This window comes from Janibacter sp. YB324 (assembly GCF_014217915.1).
In the GTDB taxonomy this organism is placed as follows: Bacteria; Actinomycetota; Actinomycetes; order Actinomycetales; family Dermatophilaceae; genus Janibacter; species Janibacter indicus.
The window spans coordinates 1,055,288-1,067,783 of the sequence record NZ_CP060120.1 but is presented as its reverse complement, the minus strand read 5'-3'; the positions used below and the strand labels follow the sequence as shown (position 1 = coordinate 1,067,783).

The 12,496-nt window shown below is 72.9% G+C and carries 15 protein-coding genes; 6 read left to right on the top strand and 9 right to left on the bottom strand.

All coding sequences use genetic code 11. From position 1 onward, the window contains the following. Window position 1: 1 nt before the first annotated feature. Window positions 2–547 (top strand): bifunctional adenosylcobinamide kinase/adenosylcobinamide-phosphate guanylyltransferase, encoded by a 546-nt coding sequence (locus H7A72_RS05235; protein ID WP_185222294.1) that lies wholly within the window; start codon window positions 2–4, stop codon window positions 545–547. Further along, window positions 544–1,461, top strand: coding sequence for a CobD/CbiB family cobalamin biosynthesis protein (locus tag H7A72_RS05230; RefSeq protein WP_223277788.1), 918 nt, complete (start codon window positions 544–546; stop codon window positions 1,459–1,461). The genes H7A72_RS05235 and H7A72_RS05230 overlap by 4 nt, the downstream gene beginning before the upstream one ends. Window positions 1,462–1,528: 67 nt before the next feature. Here H7A72_RS05230 and H7A72_RS05225 read toward each other — a convergent pair whose 3' ends face one another. Beyond that, on the bottom strand, window positions 1,529–2,278 hold the full coding sequence (locus H7A72_RS05225) for a cobalt-precorrin-6A reductase (RefSeq protein WP_185221857.1): 750 nt from the start codon (window positions 2,276–2,278) through the stop codon (window positions 1,529–1,531). A 44-nt stretch (window positions 2,279–2,322) separates the two neighbouring features. On the opposite strand from H7A72_RS05225, the gene H7A72_RS05220 reads away from it, so the two are divergent. Beyond that, window positions 2,323–3,024 (top strand): M50 family metallopeptidase, encoded by a 702-nt coding sequence (locus H7A72_RS05220; protein WP_185221856.1) that lies wholly within the window; start codon window positions 2,323–2,325, stop codon window positions 3,022–3,024. Between the two features lie 3 nt (window positions 3,025–3,027). Next, window positions 3,028–3,462 carry a hypothetical protein gene (locus tag H7A72_RS05215; protein WP_185221855.1) on the top strand — a complete coding sequence of 145 codons (435 nt, stop codon included), beginning with the start codon at window positions 3,028–3,030 and terminating at the stop codon, window positions 3,460–3,462. Here H7A72_RS05215 and H7A72_RS05210 read toward each other — a convergent pair. Genes H7A72_RS05210 through H7A72_RS05200 form a run of 3 tightly spaced genes read right to left on the bottom strand, consistent with a single transcriptional unit; the run spans window position 3,459 to window position 6,993 of the window. Then, window positions 3,459–4,262, bottom strand: a complete 804-nt coding sequence (locus H7A72_RS05210) for an HAD family hydrolase (protein ID WP_083546034.1) — start codon at window positions 4,260–4,262, stop codon at window positions 3,459–3,461. The two genes, H7A72_RS05215 and H7A72_RS05210, sit on opposite strands and share 4 nt — an antisense overlap. Further along, window positions 4,259–6,034, bottom strand: a complete 1,776-nt coding sequence (locus H7A72_RS05205; RefSeq protein WP_185221854.1) for a proline--tRNA ligase — start codon at window positions 6,032–6,034, stop codon at window positions 4,259–4,261. Before H7A72_RS05205 ends, H7A72_RS05210 begins: the two co-directional genes overlap by 4 nt. Before the next feature lie 50 nt (window positions 6,035–6,084). Continuing rightward, entirely contained in the window at window positions 6,085–6,993 is a 909-nt protein-coding gene (locus H7A72_RS05200) for a LysR family transcriptional regulator (protein ID WP_084449514.1), read from the bottom strand. A gap of 71 nt (window positions 6,994–7,064) precedes the next feature. Here H7A72_RS05200 and H7A72_RS05195 point away from each other — a divergent pair, with 71 nt between their 5' ends. Further along, window positions 7,065–7,985 carry an EamA family transporter gene (locus H7A72_RS05195; RefSeq protein WP_084449598.1) on the top strand — a complete coding sequence of 307 codons (921 nt, stop codon included), beginning with the start codon at window positions 7,065–7,067 and terminating at the stop codon, window positions 7,983–7,985. Between the two features lie 4 nt (window positions 7,986–7,989). Then, window positions 7,990–8,610 (top strand): MSMEG_1061 family FMN-dependent PPOX-type flavoprotein, encoded by a 621-nt coding sequence (locus tag H7A72_RS05190; RefSeq protein ID WP_072624174.1) that lies wholly within the window; start codon window positions 7,990–7,992, stop codon window positions 8,608–8,610. On the opposite strand, the gene H7A72_RS16995 is transcribed toward H7A72_RS05190, so the two are convergent. The 5 genes from H7A72_RS16995 to poxB all read right to left on the bottom strand — a co-directional run bounded on the left by H7A72_RS16995 (window position 8,604) and on the right by poxB (window position 12,414). Beyond that, window positions 8,604–8,885 carry a Sir2 family NAD-dependent protein deacetylase gene (locus tag H7A72_RS16995; protein ID WP_305066848.1) on the bottom strand — a complete coding sequence of 94 codons (282 nt, stop codon included), beginning with the start codon at window positions 8,883–8,885 and terminating at the stop codon, window positions 8,604–8,606. The two genes, H7A72_RS05190 and H7A72_RS16995, sit on opposite strands and share 7 nt — an antisense overlap. A gap of 67 nt (window positions 8,886–8,952) precedes the next feature. Continuing rightward, on the bottom strand, window positions 8,953–9,384 hold the full coding sequence (locus tag H7A72_RS16990; RefSeq protein WP_305066847.1) for a Sir2 family NAD-dependent protein deacetylase: 432 nt from the start codon (window positions 9,382–9,384) through the stop codon (window positions 8,953–8,955). Beyond that, window positions 9,381–10,256: an N-acetyltransferase gene (locus H7A72_RS05180; protein WP_185221853.1), complete on the bottom strand. Its 876-nt coding sequence runs from the start codon at window positions 10,254–10,256 to the stop codon at window positions 9,381–9,383. The genes H7A72_RS16990 and H7A72_RS05180 overlap by 4 nt, the downstream gene beginning before the upstream one ends. Window positions 10,257–10,258: 2 nt before the next feature. Beyond that, entirely contained in the window at window positions 10,259–10,651 is a 393-nt protein-coding gene (locus H7A72_RS05175; protein ID WP_084449512.1) for a DoxX family protein, read from the bottom strand. Between the two features lie 17 nt (window positions 10,652–10,668). After that, a complete protein-coding gene (gene poxB / locus H7A72_RS05170; RefSeq protein ID WP_084449511.1) occupies window positions 10,669–12,414 on the bottom strand; it encodes a ubiquinone-dependent pyruvate dehydrogenase in 1,746 nt (581 codons plus the stop codon). Window positions 12,415–12,496 lie beyond the last annotated feature (82 nt).

The following is a 12,496-nucleotide window of genomic DNA, read 5'->3' as shown; positions in this document are numbered from 1 at the left end:
CATGCGCGTCCTCGTCACCGGCGGCGTCCGCTCGGGCAAATCACGGCACGCCGAGTCCCTCCTGCTGCCCCCGCACGTGCCCGAGGGCACGCCCGTCACCTATCTCGCGGCCGGCCCGCAGCGCGACGACGCCGACTGGGCGGATCGCGTGGCCGCGCACCGGCAGCGTCGACCGGCGACCTGGTCGACCGTCGAGAGCACGGACGCGGCGAGTGGCCTGTGGGAGGCCGAGGACCCGGTCCTGCTCGACTGCCTCGGCACCTGGCTGACCGCCCAGCTCGACGAGATCGGGGCCTGGGAGGCGCCCGAGCACCATTGGGTCCCGGCGCTCGAGCAGCGGGTCGACGATCTCGAGGCGGCCTGGCGAGCAGCCCCCCTCGTCGTGGCCGTGACCAACGAGGTCGGCTGGGGGCTGGTCTCGGAGCACCGCTCCGGACGGATCTTCGCCGACCGGCTCGGCTGGCTCAACCAGCGCATCGCCGCGTCCGCCGACCGGGTCGACCTCGTCGTCTCGGGGCAGGTGCTGACGATCAAGGGGGCCGGGTGAGCGACCCCGTTGCCATCGGCCTCTTCCTCGGGTGGGCGGCCGACCGGGCTCTCGGCGACCCACGACGAGGGCACCCCGTCGCGCTCTTCGGCACGTGGGCCGGCTGGGTCGAGACGCGCACCCATCGCGACTCCCGGGCCGCCGGTGTCCTCACCGAGGCGCTCGTGCTCGCGCCGCCGCTCGCCCTGGGGGTCGCCGCCACGCGCCTGCCCGGGCCGGCGCGTGCCCTTGCGACCGCGGCCCTGACCTGGGCGGCACTCGGTGGCACGAGCCTGGGTCGCGAAGGGCTGGCGGTGCACGACCTGCTCGCCTCCGACGACCTCCCCGGAGCGCGCACCCGGGTCCGCAACCTCGTCGGTCGGGTCACCGACGACCTCACCGCCGACGAGGTCGCCCGGGCCGCCGTCGAGTCCGTCGCGGAGAACACCTCCGACGCCGTCGTGGGCACGCTCGTCTGGGGTGCCGCGCTCGGCCCGCTCGGCGTCGTCCTCCACCGGACGGCCAACACCCTCGACGCGATGCACGGCCACCGCACGGCCCGCTATACCCGATTTGGTTGGGCCGCAGCCCGACTCGACGACCTGCTGGGCTGGGTCCCCGCCCGGGCCACCGTCCTCGCGACCGCTGCGGCCTCCCCCCTTCGTGCCGGTGAGGTGGTGCGCACGGCGTTGCGGGACGGGCGCGACCACCCCAGCCCCAATGCCGGTCCGGTCGAGGCCGGCTTCGCCGCGGCCCTGGGCCTGCGCCTCGGTGGGCGGACGGTCTACGCGAGCGGCGCCGAGGACCGGGTCGTCATGGGCTCCGGTCCTGCGCCCACCGTCGCGGACCTGCCGCGCGCCGTGCTCCTCGCCCGCCGGGTGGGTGTCGTCACGCTGGTCGCGGTCGTCGGGGCCCGCCTCGCGCTGAAGCGGTGAGGCCGGATCGGTCGCTACGGCCCTGACTCGTCCGGTGAATCACGCAATGTCTGATCCAGAGCACGAGTCAGGAGCGTAGGGACGCCAGGACCCACCTCGTGGCGGCGTCGGCATCGCTCGCCTCCGCGACGCCCGGCGCCCGCGCCGGGCGCGACACGACGACGACCGGCACCCCGAGGTGTCGGGACGCGTCGAGCTTGGCCTCGGTGTAGCGACCACCCGAGTCCTTGGTGAGCAGCACGGTGACGCCGTGCTCGCGCATGATCGCCTCCTCGTCGGCGACGGCGAAGGGCCCCCGCGAGCGCAGCACGGTCCAGGCCGCCGGCAGCGGCCGCTCCGCAGGCTCGACGAGCCGGACGAGCACCGGCCGGTCGGCCCAGGCGTCGATGTGGTGGTGCAGGGTCTGCCGCCCCGTCGTGACGAAGGGGGTGCCCCCCACCTCGTCCGCCGCCTCCCGGGCAGCCACGTGGTCGCCCACCCAGGTCCACGACGCGGCGTCCGGGTGCTGCGCCCAGCCGGGCCGGGCCAGCCGCAGCAGCGGCACCCCCAGTGACGAGCAGGCTTGTGCCGCATGGGCGCCCATCGTCGCGGCGAAGGGGTGGGTGGCGTCGACGACCGCGCTCACCTCGTGCCCTCGGAGCCAGTCGGTCAGGCCAGCGACCCCACCGAACCCGCCGATCCTCACCGGCCCGACCGGCAGCCGCGGCTGCGACACCCGGCCGGCGAGGGAGGAGGTGAGGGGCACCCCCTGCGCGTCCAGGCGGGCGGCGAGATCCCTCGCCTCGGCGGTCCCTCCGAGGATCAGCACGTGCGACATGGGCTCACCCTCCCACGCACAGGTTGCCCGCATACGGTCACCCCGTGCAGCACCTCCTCGACCGCCTCTCCCCCGCGAGCCCCGCACCCGAGCTCGCCGGGTGGACCCTCGTCGCCGTCCTCGCGCTCGGCTGCGTCGCGGCGACCTGGTGGCCGGCGTGGCGGGTGCTGCGGCTCGTCGTCACCCTCGTCCACGAACTCGGGCACGCCCTCGTCGGCGTGGCGTGCGGGCGACGCTTCACCGGCTTCGTCCTGCGCTCGGACATGTCCGGCCATGCCGTGACCGTGGGCCCCGCCAGCGGTGCGGGCGTGGTCGCGACGACCTGGGCCGGCTACCCGGCTCCGGGGATCGTCGGCACCCTGCTCGTGGGGCTCGCCACGGCCGGGTGGGCGGCCCCGACGCTCGCCCTCCTGCTCGTGGGGCTGCTCACCACCCTGACCCGGGTGCGCTCGGCGCTCACCGGACTCGTCGTCGTCGCAGTGCTCGCGGCGTGCGCCGCCCTGTGGTGGTGGCGCGACGATGCCCTGCAGCAGCAGGTCCTCGTCGGTGTGGGCCTGCTGCTCCTCGTGGGAGCCTGGCGCCACCTGGCGACGATGCTCGGCGGCATCGAGGCCCGCAGTGACCCGGGCTCGCTCGCCCGAACGACGGGCGTGCCTGCGGTGCTGTGGGTGGCGAGCTTCGCCCTGGTCCTCGCCGGCGCGACCTGGCTCGCCGCCAGCCGCCTCCTCGGTGCCGTGGGAGTCTGAGACATGTCCTCACCACTGCGTGCCGTCGGGCAGGCGCTGCTCGGTTCCTTCCTCGTCCTCGCGGGCGTGGCCCACCTGACCTTTGCCCGCACCGAGTTCCGGGCCCAGGTGCCGCCGTGGTTCCCCGCTGACGCCGACCTCGTCGTCCTCGTCTCGGGTGTCGTCGAGATCGCCGTCGGCGCGGCCCTGCTCCTTGTCTGGCGCCATCCCGCTCGCGCCGTGGTCGGCCTGGTGACAGCAGCGCTCTTCGTCGCGGTCTTCCCCGGCAACATCGCGCAGCTCACCGAGCACCGCGACGCCTTCGGGCTGACGAGCGACACCTCACGGGCGGTCCGGCTCCTCTTTCAGCCGGTGCTCGTCGTGTGGGCGGTGTGGAGCACCGGCGCCTGGCGCTGGTGGCGCCGGCGTCGGGTGCCCCCGCCCGAGCAGCACCCCTAGGCGGCGAGCCAGCCGTCGACGATCTCGAGGACGTCGATCAGCTCGTGCGCGACGCCATCGGGCTCGACGTCGACGGTCACCTGCTGGTCGGCCGGGATGTCGCTGTGCGGCACCCAGATCGCGCGCATCCCGACCTCCTGGGAGCCCAGCACGTCCTCGAAGAGCCGGTCGCCGACGTAGACGGCATTGGCCATCGGCACGCCGACGGCCGCGGCCGCGGCCTCGAAGGCTTCCCGGTGCGGCTTGACCACCTGGATCTCCGACGAGTAGACGTCGCCGTCGATGAGGTCGAGCACGCCGTCACGCTCGAAGATCTCGCGGTGGTAGTCCCCGCTCCAGATGGTGTTGGACAGCACCCCGACCTTGAGACCCCGAGCGCGCAGCCCCTCCCAGAGCGGCCGCACCTGCGGGTCGGTGTGGGTGTGCGGCTCCCAGAAGCGACGGTAGGCCGCGAGCGCGACGTGGTGCCGGTCGTGCTGTGGGTCGATGCCGGCCTTGCGCAGGATGTCGTCGAGGTGCGCGCCACGCTGCTCGTCGCGCACCTGCTGCCAGGCATCGGCCTCGACGGCGTGGATCCGCTCGGCGAGCTCGTGTGCGCGGTCGAGGTCCTCCTGCGGCACCTCGTCGGACTCGATCGGGATGCCGTGGACCTCCCGCGCGAAGACGCGCCACTGCTGGCCCAGGTCGATCGTGTGCCACGGGGTGAGCGTGCCGCCCCAGTCGAAGATCACCGCCTCGACGGGCCCGGCCTCGGGCCGCTCACGCACGGTGAGCGGGTGGCGCATCTCGTCGACGCTCACGCGCCGCCACGCACCTCGGCGAGCACGGCCTCGACGGCCTCCCCCACCGGCACCTCGCGGCGCTCACCGCTGCGGCGGTCCTTGACCTCGACGACCCCATCGGCCAGGCCCTTGCCGACGACGAGGATCGTCGGGACACCGATGAGCTCGGCGTCCTTGAACTTCACGCCCGGGCTCACCTTGCCGGCGCGGTCGTCGAAGAGGACGCGGACCCCCTTCGCCTCGAGCTGGGCCGACAGGTCACCGGCCGCGGTGAAGATCTCGTCGCTCTTGCCCGCGGCCACGACGTGCACGTCGAAGGGGGCGAGCTCGCGGGGCCACACCAGGCCCAGCTCGTCGTGGTTGTCCTCGGCGACGACACCCACCGCGCGGGTGACCCCGACGCCGTAGGAGCCCATCGTCACGGTGACGAGCTTGCCGTTCTCGTCGAGGACCTTCAGGCCCAGCGCCTCGGCGTACTTGGTGCCGAGCTGGAAGATGTGGCCCATCTCGACGCCGCGGGCGAGGGTCAGCGTGCCGGAGCCGGTCGGGCTCGGGTCGCCCTCGCGGATCTCGGCGGCCTGGATCGTGCCGTCGGCGGTGAAGTCACGGCCGTGCACGAGGTCGATGACGTGCTTGCCGTGCTCGTCGGCGCCGGTGACCCAGGCGCTGCCCTCGGCGATGCTCGGGTCGAGCAGGTAGCGAATGCCGGAGGACCGCTCGGACCCCAGGACGCCGGGGCCGATGTAACCCTTGGCCAGCTCGGGGTGGGCGGCGAAGTCGGCCTCGCCGAAGTCCTCGACCTCGGCCGGCGCCACCTGCGCCTCGAGGCGCTTGGCGTCGACCTCGCGGTCGCCGGGCACGCCGATGGCCAGCGGCTCGCGCCGCGGCTCGTCGTGCTCCTCGTCGGCGGGGTGGACGAGGGTCACGAGGACGTTCTTGAGGGTGTCGGCAGCCGTCCACTCGCGGCCGTCGGTGCGCGGATGCGCGGAGTTGAGAGCAGCGACGAGGGTCTCGATCGTCGGGGTGTCGGGGGTGTCCTCGACGTGCGCGGGACCGGCGGTCACCTCGACCGGCGGGGCCTGCGGCACGACGACGGCCTCGACATTGGCCGCGTAGCCGGAGGCGTCGCGCACGAAGGTGTCCTCACCATTGGGGCTGACCGCGAGGAACTCCTCGCTCGCGCTGCCACCCATGGCACCGGAGTCAGCGTGGACGATGACGTACTCGAACCCGAGCCGGTCGAAGATCTTGATGTAGGCGTCGCGGTGCGCGTCGTAGGCCTTCTGCAGGCCGGCGGCGTCGACGTCGAAGGAGTAGGAGTCCTTCATGATGAACTCGCGGCCGCGCAGCACGCCGGCGCGCGGGCGGGCCTCGTCGCGGTACTTCGTCTGGATCTGGAAGAGCGCGAGCGGCAGGTCCTTGTAGGAGGTGTACATGTCCTTGACCGCGAGGCAGAACATCTCCTCGTGGGTCGGTCCGAGGAGCATGTCGGCGTCCTTGCGGTCGACGAGCCGGAAGAGGTTGTCGCCGTACTCGGTCCACCGGTTGGTCGCCTCGTAGGGCTCCTTGGGCAGCAGCGCCGGGAAGGACAGCTCCTGGGATCCGATCGCCTCCATCTCCTCGCGCACGATCGCCTCGACCTTGCGCAGGACCTTCAGCCCCAGCGGCAGCCAGGTGTAGATGCCCGGCGCGGCGCGGCGGATGTAGCCGGCGCGCACGAGGAGCTTGTGGCCCGGCTGCTCCGCGTCAGCGGGGTCCTCCCGGAGGGTGCGGAGGAAGAGGGAGGACATGCGGGTGACCACGGACGGTGCTCCTGGCGGGTCGAAGGGGGTGTACCGCGTCAGGATATCCGCTCACCCATGAGCGCCGCCCCCGCAATACCGAGCTGTCGGGTCACGAGCCGCACCGCGGCCCGCTCGGCCCGGTCCGGCCGCGAGAGCGCGACGATCCACCGGGCGGAGGGCACGTCGACGAGCGGCACGAGGGCAAACTCGTCGGCCGAGCGGGTCGTGTAGCGCGGCAGCAGGGCCAGGCCCTCGCCGGCCGCCACGAGCGCGGCGACGAGGTGGTTGTCGCGGATGCGCAGCCGCCGGTGCAGCGGGCGGGCGCAGGTGGCCTCGATCCGCTGGAGGACGGTGTCGAAGGGGTAGTGCTCGGGCACGCAGATCCACGGCTCGTCGACGACGTCCTCGGGTCGCAGCGTGGCGCGAGCGGCGAGCGGGTGGTCCGGCGGCACGGCGACGTCGAGCGGCTCACGGGTGAGCACGGTGGCGACGAGTCCCTCGCTGCCGACCGGCACCTCGCTCGTCAGCGAGTGCGCGACGACGATGTCCGCGTCGGCCGCGGCCCGTGCGTAGTCGTGCTCGGCGAGGTCGAGGTCGTCGATGCTCAGCTCGACGTCGCTGTCGGAGAGCAGGACGAGCGCACCCGGCAGCAGGGCAGTCAGCCCGCTCGGGAGGCCGGCGACGCTCACCCGCCCGGTCGGCCGGCCACGGTGCTCGGACAGCCGTGAGTCCACGCGCGCGATCGCCGCGGCCACCTCGTCCGCGCCGTCGGCGAGCAGCTCGCCCGCCTCGGTGAGCCGCAGGCCCCGCCCGTGGGGTTCGACGAGCGGCGTGCCGGCGACCCGCTGGGCCGTGCGCAGCTGCTGCGACAACGCCGAGGGAGTCCGGTGCGTCGCCGCGGCGACGGCGGCAAGACTGCCTCGTTCGCGCAGGTCGCGCAGCAGCTCGAGGTGCCGGATGTCCATGCAGGCAGCCTAAAGGGAATCGTCATGATGATTCGCTTGTCCTGCATAGTCAGGTGACCGACGATCGTCGGGTGCCGATCCGCCACCGACTGCTCGCCGTCGTCGTCGCCGTCCTCTGGGGCGCCAACTTCATCGCCATCCACGCCTCGCTCGAGATCTTCCCGCCCTTCCTGTGCTCCGCGCTGCGCTTCACCCTCATGGCGATCCCGACGATCCTCTTCGTCCCCCGCCCCCAGGTGCCCACGCGCTGGCTCGTCGGCTACGGCATCGGCTTCGGCATCCTCCAGTTCGCCTTCCTCTACCTCGCGATGGACGCCGGCATGCCGACCGGTCTGGCCTCCCTCGTGCTGCAGAGCTCGGCGCCCTTCACCGTCGTCCTCGGTGCGGTCCTGCTCGGCGAGCGGCTGAGCGGCAGCGCCGCGAGCGGCGTGGCGGTCGCGGCCCTCGGTATGGCCGTCGTCGGCTCCCAGCGGCTCGACGCCGAGGCGGGACTTCTCCCCTTCGTCCTGACGCTCATGGCCGGCCTCGGCTGGGCCTTCGGCAACCTCGCCTCCCGCCTGGCCGCGGCACCGAAGCCGCTCCACCTGACGATGTGGATGACGGTGATCCCGCCGGTCCCGATGCTCGTCCTGTCGCTCCTCGTCGAGGGACCCGAGCGCATCGGCACCGCCCTAGCCGACTCCGTGACCGGCGCCGCGATCCCGGCCTGGCTCGGGCTCGCCTACACGACCCTCTTGGCCACCGTCGTCGGCTCGGGCATCTGGACCTGGCTCATGGCCCGGCACCCGTCGGGCACGGTCGCGCCCTTCTCCATGCTCGTGCCGGTGACCGGCCTGGCCCTCGCCTGGCTGCTCCTCGACGAGGTGCCCGCCCCGCTGGAGCTCGTCGGTGGCGCCCTCGTCGTGGGCGGCGTGCTGTGGGCCTCACGCCCCCGCCGGACCGAGGCGCTGCCGGAGCCCGTGCCGGAGCCGGCGGTCCCCGTGGGAAGGTGACGCCATGAGCGAGGACGTCATCCGCACCGTCGACGAGCTGCGTGACGTCGTCGGCCACCCGCTGCCCCGGACCCGCGACAAGGTCACCGACCGCCTCGACGAGGTCCACCGCCGGTGGCTGGAGCACACCCCCTTCGTCGTCCTGGCGACGGCCGGCAGCGAAGGTCGCACCGACGCCAGCCCCAAGGGAGACCCGCCCGGACAGCTCGTGCACGTCATCGACGAGCGCACCGTCGCCCTCGCCGAGCGCCCGGGCAACCGGCGCGTCGACGGCTACCTCAACGTGCTGGACAACCCGCACGCCGGGCTCGTGTGCATCATCCCGGGGCGCGGCGACACCCTGCGGATCAACGGCCGGGCCCGACTCGTGCGCGATGCCCCGTGGTTCGACGAGATGGTCGTCAAGGGGCACCGCCCGCTGCTCGCCCTCGTCATCGACGTCGAGGAGGTCTTCTTCCACTGCGCCAAGGCCTTCATGCGCAGTCGCATGTGGCACCCGGAGGACTGGGACCCGACGGCGGTCTCCTCCCGCGCCGAGATCGCCCAGCTGCTCGAGCGACCCGACGAGACGATCGAGGCCCTGGAGGAGTACTACGGCTCGCAGTACTCGACCGGCCTCTACTGAAGCGCGGCCACCAGCTCGGGCAGCACCTGCGCGGCGGTGCCGCGCACGACGTGGTGGCACATGTCGGAGATCTCGGTGTCGACGGGGTTGACCTCCACGACCGTCGCGCCCTCGGCCCGCGCCATCGCCGGGTAGCCCGCGGCCGGGTAGACGATGCCGGAGGTGCCGATGACGAGGACCACGTCGCCCGGCTCGAGGGCCTCGATGGCCGCCTCGGTCGCGGCGACGGCGTCGTCCGGCAGGACCTCACCGAACCACACGACACCGGGACGCACGTCCCCTTCGCACTGCGGGCAGGTCGGCGGGTCGATGCGCTCGGTCGGCTCCGCGGGCAGGTCGAGGTCACCGTCGTAGGGGGGTCTCGCAGTCGCTGCACCGCAGCGCGAAGATCGACCCGTGCAGGTGCGCGGCGACGGCCGAGCCGGCGCGCTCGTGGAGGTCATCGACGTTCTGCGTCGAGATCGTCACCTCACGCAGGCCGGCGAGCTCGGCGAGCGCCCGGTGACCGTCGTTGGGCTCGACGCCGCGGACCAGCTGCATCCGCCACGCGTACCAGGCCCAGACGAAGGGAGGATCCAACCGGAAGGCCTCGGCCGTCGCCAGCTGGCTCGGGTCGAACTCCTCCCACAGCCCGGTCTGGGCATCACGGAAGGTCGGCACGCCCGACTCGGCGCTCATCCCGGCCCCGGAGAGGACGAGGACGCGGCGGGCGCCGCGCACAGCGTCGACCACCTTGTCGGGAATCGTCATGGACTCGGTCTCGACGTCGGTCATGATCCCTCCGAGATGGTCGGCTGCTCGTACTGGGCACGGGTGCCGTGGCCCCGGAAGCCGAGTCGTTCGTAGAGCGAGCGGGCGGGGTTGTCGCAGCCGACGGCCAGCCAGACCTCGTCGGCACCGGCCCGCTGGAGGGCCGTGAGCGAGCGGGCGACGAGGTGGGCGCCGAGCCGGTGGCCGCGCCACTCGGGGACGACCCCGACCTCCTCGATCCACCCGTCGGAGAGGGTGACGAAGCCGGCGACGTGGCCGCTGCGGTCCATCGCGACCCGCGAGTCCTCCGGCTGGAAGCCGCGCTGCTCGCGCAGCCACCGACCCCAGGCACGGGAGCTGCCGGCGGTGTAGCCGGGCCGGTCACCGAAGGAGGCGGCGTAGGCGTGGCGGAAGGCCTCGGAGGTGTCGTCGGTGAAGGGTAGGGTCACGATGTCCTCGGGACGCCGGACGAAGGGGACCGAGCGCAGGCTGTGCCGCATGATCGACTCCGCGAAGCCGCGGTGCAGACCGAGCTCGGCGAAGAGGGTCTCCGCCTCGGGGCTCACCGAGTCCAGGACGAAGCGCACCGGGCCCACCGAGTGGCCGATGACCCAGTCGGCGATCTCCTGCCCGATCCCCTGCCCCATGGCGGCGGGGTCGATCAGGCCGGTCGCCGTCCGAGAGCCGTCGGCACTGATGCCGATGGCGGCCGCCGCGACGATGTCACCGAGCTCGTCCCGCCCGCAGATCGACAGGTCGGTGAGGTAGCCGTCGCGCAGGTGCTGCGGGTCGGCGAGGTCGGGCAGCCCGCCGTCGCGGTCGAGGCAGGCCTGCCCGAGGCGGACGAGCGAGGCGACGTCCTCCTCCGTCGTGGGCGACCACTCGAGCGTGCTCATCGTCAGCCGCCCCGGGCGGCGCGCAGCGCCGTGCGCACCAGGGGCCACTGGAGCGGCAGCCGGGCCAGCGTCCCGGCGAAGAAACCGACCGCCTGCGGCGTGCCCTTGCGCCGTGCCCGACGCCCGTGGTCGACGCTCATCTGGACATTGGCCGGCAGCACCCCGAGAAGGAGCGCCGCGCTGGCCCAGCCGGCGGCCGGGCGCGTCGCCGGCACGAGCAGCCCTGCACCGCAGGCGATCTCGGCGACCCCTGAGGCGAGGACGAGCTCTCTGGCCCGCCCGCGCAGGGGCGCGGGGATGATCGGCTCGTAGACCTCGGGGCGCACGAGGTGCAGCACCCCACCGCCCACGAGGAGGACAGCCAGGCCGGTCGTGGGCAGGTCGGTTCGGGTCATCAGGTCTCGTCTCCCTCTCAGAGGATCTGTCGCAGGTTGACCCGCGACAGGTCGAGCAGCTCGTCGCCGCGTCCGGACATCACGGTACGCAAGGCGTAGAGGGTGAAGCCCTTGACCTGCTCGGCGGAGATCGCCGGCGGGATCGTCAGCTCCTGGCGTTCGGTGACGACGTCGACGAGCGCCGGGCCGTCGTGGGCGAAGGCCTCGCGCAGGCTCGTCTCGAGATCGGCGGCCTCGGTGACCCGCCAGCCCGTGATGCCGCAGGCCTCGGCGACCTGCGAGAAGTCGGGATTGTGCAGGTCGGTGCCGAAGCCGGGCAGGCCGGCGGCCTTCATCTCGAGCTCGACGAAGTTGAGCGAGGAGTTGTTGAGCACGACGATCTTGATCGGCAGGTCGTGCTGGCGCACGGTGAGCAGCTCGCCCATGAGCATCGCCAGGCCACCGTCACCGCTCAGCGTGACGACCTGCCGCTCGGGCTGCGCGAGCTGCGCGCCGACGGCCTGCGGCACGGCATTGGCCATCGACCCGTGGATGAAGGAGCCGATGAGTCGCCGGTCACCGCGGCACTCGAGGTAGCGCGCGGCGTAGACGACGGGCGAGCCGACGTCGGGGATGAAGACGGCGTCGTCGGCGGCGATCTCATCGACGAGCCGAGCGAGGTACTGGGGGTGGATCGCCTCGTGCTTGCGGCCCCCGAGCAGTCCCTTCTTGGGCGGCTCGGCGAGCTCGTCGAGCTTGTCGCGCGTCTTGCGGTAGTGCTTGACCGAGTCCTCGAGGTGCTTGCGGTCGCGGGCCGACTGCAGCAGCGGCAGCAGGGCCCGGATCGTGTCGCCGACATCGCCGACGAGCCCGAGGTCGAGCGGCACCCGCCGCCCGAGGTGCTCGCCCCTGGTGTCCACCTGGATGAAGCGCGCGCCCTCCGGGTAGAACTGCCGGTAGGGGAAGTCGGTGCCGAGCATGAGCACGGTCTCGGCCTCCTCCATCGCCCGGTAGCCGGAGGCGAAACCGAGCAGGCCGGTCAGGCCGACGTCGAAGGGGTTGTCTCCCTCGATGTCCTGCTTGGAGCGAAGGGTGTGCACCACCGGTGCAGCGAGCAGGTCCGCGAGGGCGAGGACGTCGTCCTTCGCTCCTGCTGCCCCGGCCCCGACGAGCAGGGTGGTGCGCTTCGACGCGCCGAGCAGCTGCGCGGCCCGCTCGAGCTGGTCTGGGGCGGGGACGATCCGCGCGCGGGCCCGCTCGACGACGGTCACCCGCTCGTCGGCGGCCTCGGTCTGGGCGACGTCACCGGGGACGACGAGCACGGCGACCCCGCGCTCCTGGATCGCCGCGCGCATCGCGGTCTCGAGCATCCGTGGCATCTGCGAGGCGTCGGTGACCATCTCGGCCCAGACGCTGCACTCGCGGAAGAGCTCCTGCGGGTGGGTCTCCTGGAAGTAGCCGCTGCCGATCTCGGAGCTCGGGATCTGGGCCGCGATGGCGAGCACGGGCACCCGGCTGCGCTGTGCGTCGAAGAGACCGTTGATGAGGTGGAGGTTGCCCGGGCCACAGCTGCCGAGGACGACGGCCAGGTCGCCGGTGAGCTCGGCGTCGGCCGCGGCGGCGAAGGCCGCGGACTCCTCGTGGCGCACCAGTCGCCAGGCGATCGAGCCGTCACGACGCATGGCCTCGGTGAAGCCGTTGAGCGAGTCACCCGGCACGCCGTAGGCGCGGGTGACCCCGTTGGCCTTCAGGGTCGCGATGACGTTGTCGGCGATGGTGCTCATGCGCAGCTCCTTGTTCGGGAACAGTCGGTGATGCCCACGCTAGTGCCCGGTGGCAGAGTAGGGCGCATCGTCCCCGATCGAA

Coding starts and splice junctions, on each gene's coding strand:
- H7A72_RS05235 (WP_185222294.1), top strand. CDS start 2: ATGCGCGTCCTCGTCACCGGCGGCGTCCGCTCGGGCAAATCACGGCAC.
- H7A72_RS05225 (WP_185221857.1), bottom strand. CDS start 2,278: ATGTCGCACGTGCTGATCCTCGGAGGGACCGCCGAGGCGAGGGATCTC.
- H7A72_RS05215 (WP_185221855.1), top strand. CDS start 3,028: ATGTCCTCACCACTGCGTGCCGTCGGGCAGGCGCTGCTCGGTTCCTTC.
- H7A72_RS05205 (WP_185221854.1), bottom strand. CDS start 6,034: ATGTCCTCCCTCTTCCTCCGCACCCTCCGGGAGGACCCCGCTGACGCG.
- H7A72_RS05200 (WP_084449514.1), bottom strand. CDS start 6,993: ATGGACATCCGGCACCTCGAGCTGCTGCGCGACCTGCGCGAACGAGGC.
- H7A72_RS05190 (WP_072624174.1), top strand. CDS start 7,990: ATGAGCGAGGACGTCATCCGCACCGTCGACGAGCTGCGTGACGTCGTC.
- H7A72_RS16990 (WP_305066847.1), bottom strand. CDS start 9,384: ATGACCGACGTCGAGACCGAGTCCATGACGATTCCCGACAAGGTGGTC.
- H7A72_RS05180 (WP_185221853.1), bottom strand. CDS start 10,256: ATGAGCACGCTCGAGTGGTCGCCCACGACGGAGGAGGACGTCGCCTCG.
- H7A72_RS05175 (WP_084449512.1), bottom strand. CDS start 10,651: ATGACCCGAACCGACCTGCCCACGACCGGCCTGGCTGTCCTCCTCGTG.
- poxB (WP_084449511.1), bottom strand. CDS start 12,414: ATGAGCACCATCGCCGACAACGTCATCGCGACCCTGAAGGCCAACGGG.